At 39.6% G+C, this 3302-nt stretch carries 4 protein-coding genes; all 4 read left to right on the top strand.

Annotation, left to right across the window (positions count from 1 at the left end; genetic code table 11):
• Positions 1–256: type II secretion system protein GspE (locus KJ678_03660; protein MBU1017227.1), on the top strand; the 256-nt coding region annotated here is incomplete at its 5' end.
• Between the two features lie 95 nt (positions 257–351).
• Positions 352–1407, top strand: coding sequence for a type IV pilus twitching motility protein PilT (locus KJ678_03655; protein MBU1017226.1), 1056 nt, complete (start codon positions 352–354; stop codon positions 1405–1407).
• A gap of 1 nt (position 1408) precedes the next feature.
• Positions 1409–2614: a type II secretion system F family protein gene (locus KJ678_03650; GenBank protein ID MBU1017225.1), complete on the top strand. Its 1206-nt coding sequence runs from the start codon at positions 1409–1411 to the stop codon at positions 2612–2614.
• A gap of 72 nt (positions 2615–2686) precedes the next feature.
• Entirely contained in the window at positions 2687–3157 is a 471-nt protein-coding gene (locus tag KJ678_03645; protein MBU1017224.1) for a type II secretion system GspH family protein, read from the top strand.
• Positions 3158–3302 lie beyond the last annotated feature (145 nt).

Below are 3302 nucleotides of genomic sequence, written 5' to 3'. Positions count from 1 at the left end.
GGGGAAAGTGTATTTGTACCGCGGAAAAGGTTGCGATAAATGCAGTCAACAAGGGTATTTGGGGAGAGTTGGAATTTTTGAGGTTATGACGGTAAGTTCCAAAATCGCAAAACTAATTCTGGAGAGAAGACCTGAAAGCGATATTGAAAAGGACGCGGTAGGTGAGGGTATGGTTACGCTTTTGCAGGATGGGTATCTTAAAACATTGGAAGGCATTACAACTATAGAGGAAGTGTTAAGGGTGGCGAAGGAATAAAAGTCATTCCAGCGAAAGCTGGAATCTAGAAAAGGACTATTTGGATTCCGAATCAAGTTCGGAATGACAAGAGAGATCAGGTTGAAAAATAAATTATGGAAATAAAAAACTTATTGGAAAAAACAATAAATAGCGGAGCGTCTGATTTGCATTTAACTATCGGCGCTTCCCCTACCCTGCGGATAAATGGGGTTTTGTCCCCTATTCCCGGTATGAATTTATTGGGTCCGGATGATTTGGAAAATTTGGTTTTTGGACTTTTAAATAAAGAACAGAAAGAACTTTTTTTGGTGAACAAAGAACTTGACTTTTCTTTTTCTCTCGGTCAAAAGGCGCGATTTAGAGTTAACGCGTATTTTCAAAAAGGATACCCTACGGTAGCGCTAAGAAATATCCCGTTTAAAATTCCTAATCTTGACGATATTAATCTTCCCAAAGTGTTGTACGAATTTTGCAAACTGCCACAAGGTTTTGTTCTTATTACGGGAGCCGCCGGTCAAGGAAAGTCCACAACCATAGCTTCAATGCTGAATTATATAAATGAGAATAGGAACGCGCATATAATAACTATTGAGGACCCTATTGAATATGTTTTCCCCCACAAAAAAAGTTTGGTGGAGCAAAGAGAAATGCATGTGGACACTCATTCTTGGGAAGTGGCTTTGCGTTCGGTTTTAAGAGAAGACCCCGATGTTGTCCTTATTGGCGAGATGCGCGACTATGAAACTATTTCTTCCGCTCTTACCATTGCGGAAACGGGGCATTTGGTTTTTGCAACTTTGCATACAAATTCGGCGGCTCAAAGTATAGATAGGATTATTGATGTGTTTCCCGAGTATCAGCAACAGCAAGTTAGAGTACAGCTTGCCAACGCTTTGGAAGCGGTGGTGTGTCAACGGCTTGTTAACACTTTGGATGGAAAAAGGATTCCCGCGGTGGAAATACTCTTATCCACCAACGCGGTTAGGAATGTAATAAGAGAGGGTAAGGGACACCAAATTGACAATATAATAGCCACCAGTTTGGATTTGGGTATGGTTAGTTTGGAACATTCGCTTGCCAAACTTGTTAACACCGGCAAAATTTCTCTTGAAGAAGCAAAATCAAAAACTTTAAAACCGGATGTTTTAGTTAGGTTGATTAAAGGTTAAGATGCTTTACAGCTATGTAGCAAAAAACGAAAAAGGGACTACTATTTCGGGAAATGTGGAGTCTCTAAACGAAAAGACAGCGGTGTCGCTTCTAAAAGAAAGAGGTCTTTCGGTTATTTCACTTACCAAAAGTGAAAAGAATAAAGGGTTAGATAAATTTTTAAGCTCCTTAAAAAAACCATCTCTTAACGATAAAGTTAATTTTACGCATCAGGTGGCTACGATGGTTTCTTCGGGTTTAACTTTGCCGCAATCTCTGGATTTGTTTAACGCGCAATTAAAAGCGGGTCCTTTTAAGGATGTTGTAAATGAGGTTGCTAAAGATGTTGAGGTGGGAGTTTCTTTTTCGGACGCTTTGTCTAAATTTTCAGATGTTTTTCCGCCCACTTACATAAGTTTGGTTAAAGCCGGCGAAGCTTCGGGTAATTTGGATGTGGTTTTAACGCGACTTGCCGATACTTTGGAAAAGCAAAGGGATTTTAAAGCGAAGGTTAAGGGCGCTTTAATTTATCCCGCTATTATTTCTATCGCTATGATAGGAGTTTTTATTCTTATTGTGGTTTTTGTTATCCCAAAGCTTACTTCTATGTATTCAAGCCTTAATGTGGAACTTCCCCTGCCTACCAAAATTATGATAGGGCTTTCGGATTTTTTTATCACTAAATGGTACTTGATTATTCTTATTGCAATTCTCGCCGTTTTAGGTTTTAATTATTATAAGAAATCTAAAACTGGAAAATACCAGTTAGCTAAAATGAGTTTTCGTCTGCCCTTGTTTGGAAAAATAAATAAAGAGAAAGAGCTTACCGAGTTCACCCGAACTTTAAGCCTTTTAGTGAGCGCGGGTGTTCCCATTGTTGAGTCTTTGTACATATCCTCAAAAGCCGTAGGCAATGTTTTATATATTGATTCCATAAGAAATTCCGCTGAAAAAGTTGAAAAGGGCGGACCTCTTTCTGAAAGTATTGCGGCGGACCCCAATTTTCCTCCTATTGTTTCTCAAATGATTAATGTTGGGCAAGAAACCGGCAAGATGGATGAGGTTTTAGGAAAACTTTCATTGTATTTTGAAAATGAAGTTGACCGAAAATTAAAAAATTTGTCGGTGGCTTTGGAACCTGTAATTATGATAGTTCTGGGATTGATGGTGGGGGTTTTGATTTTATCAATAATAACGCCGATTTATAAATTAACTAGTTCGTTTTAACCCGCCTACGGCGGGTTTAACAAACAGTAACTCATTATCATTTGTAACTGTTTGTAAAAGGAGGTGAAAGGAATGCAATTTAATAAAAAAGGTTTTACGCTTATAGAGCTTTTGATTGTTATTGTTATCTTGGGTATTTTAGCAACAGCGATACTTTCGGCAATTAACCCAATAGAACAGATTAGAAAAGCCAACGACGCTGGCAAAAAAAGCGATGCGGCAGAGCTTTTGAACGCTTATGAGAGGTACTATACTACTTTCCAAGCGTATCCGTGGGCGGCGGCCGCTCCTAACCATGTTTTGGCTAATGCCGCGGGAGCGTTTATATCCGAATTAGTCTTAAAGAATGAGGTTAAGCCGGAGTTTGCGCGAAGAACTAATTTGGGGCTTTTGTATGTAACTCAAGACGCTACAAGTTTGGTGCATACCTGCTTTGTTCCTGAATCGGCAACATCTAAAGCGGTTGCTACATTTACATCGGCTTGCGATGGAACTTTGGGAACTAAGGGCGTAGCCGGAAACTGTATTTGTTTGCCGGAATGATGTCCTTGGACAGTAACTTACTTCGTTCGTTAGATGAGTTATCCGCCTACGGCGGATCTAACAAACAGTAACTTACTTCGTTCGTTAGATGAGTTATCCGCCTACGGCGGATCTAACAAACAGTAACTTACTTCGTTCGTAACTG

The organism is Patescibacteria group bacterium, from assembly GCA_018817085.1.
Lineage (GTDB): Bacteria > Patescibacteriota > WWE3 > CG2-30-40-12 > CG2-30-40-12 > CG2-30-40-12.
The sequence above is the reverse complement of the archived record's forward strand: the minus strand, read 5'-3'. Positions and strand labels throughout refer to the sequence as shown.

Bases quoted from the DNA above. Each gene is read 5' to 3' on its own strand.
- KJ678_03655 (MBU1017226.1), top strand. From the start codon at position 352: ATGGAAATAAAAAACTTATTGGAAAAAACAATAAATAGCGGAGCGTCT.
- KJ678_03650 (MBU1017225.1), top strand. From the start codon at position 1,409: ATGCTTTACAGCTATGTAGCAAAAAACGAAAAAGGGACTACTATTTCG.
- KJ678_03645 (MBU1017224.1), top strand. From the start codon at position 2,687: ATGCAATTTAATAAAAAAGGTTTTACGCTTATAGAGCTTTTGATTGTT.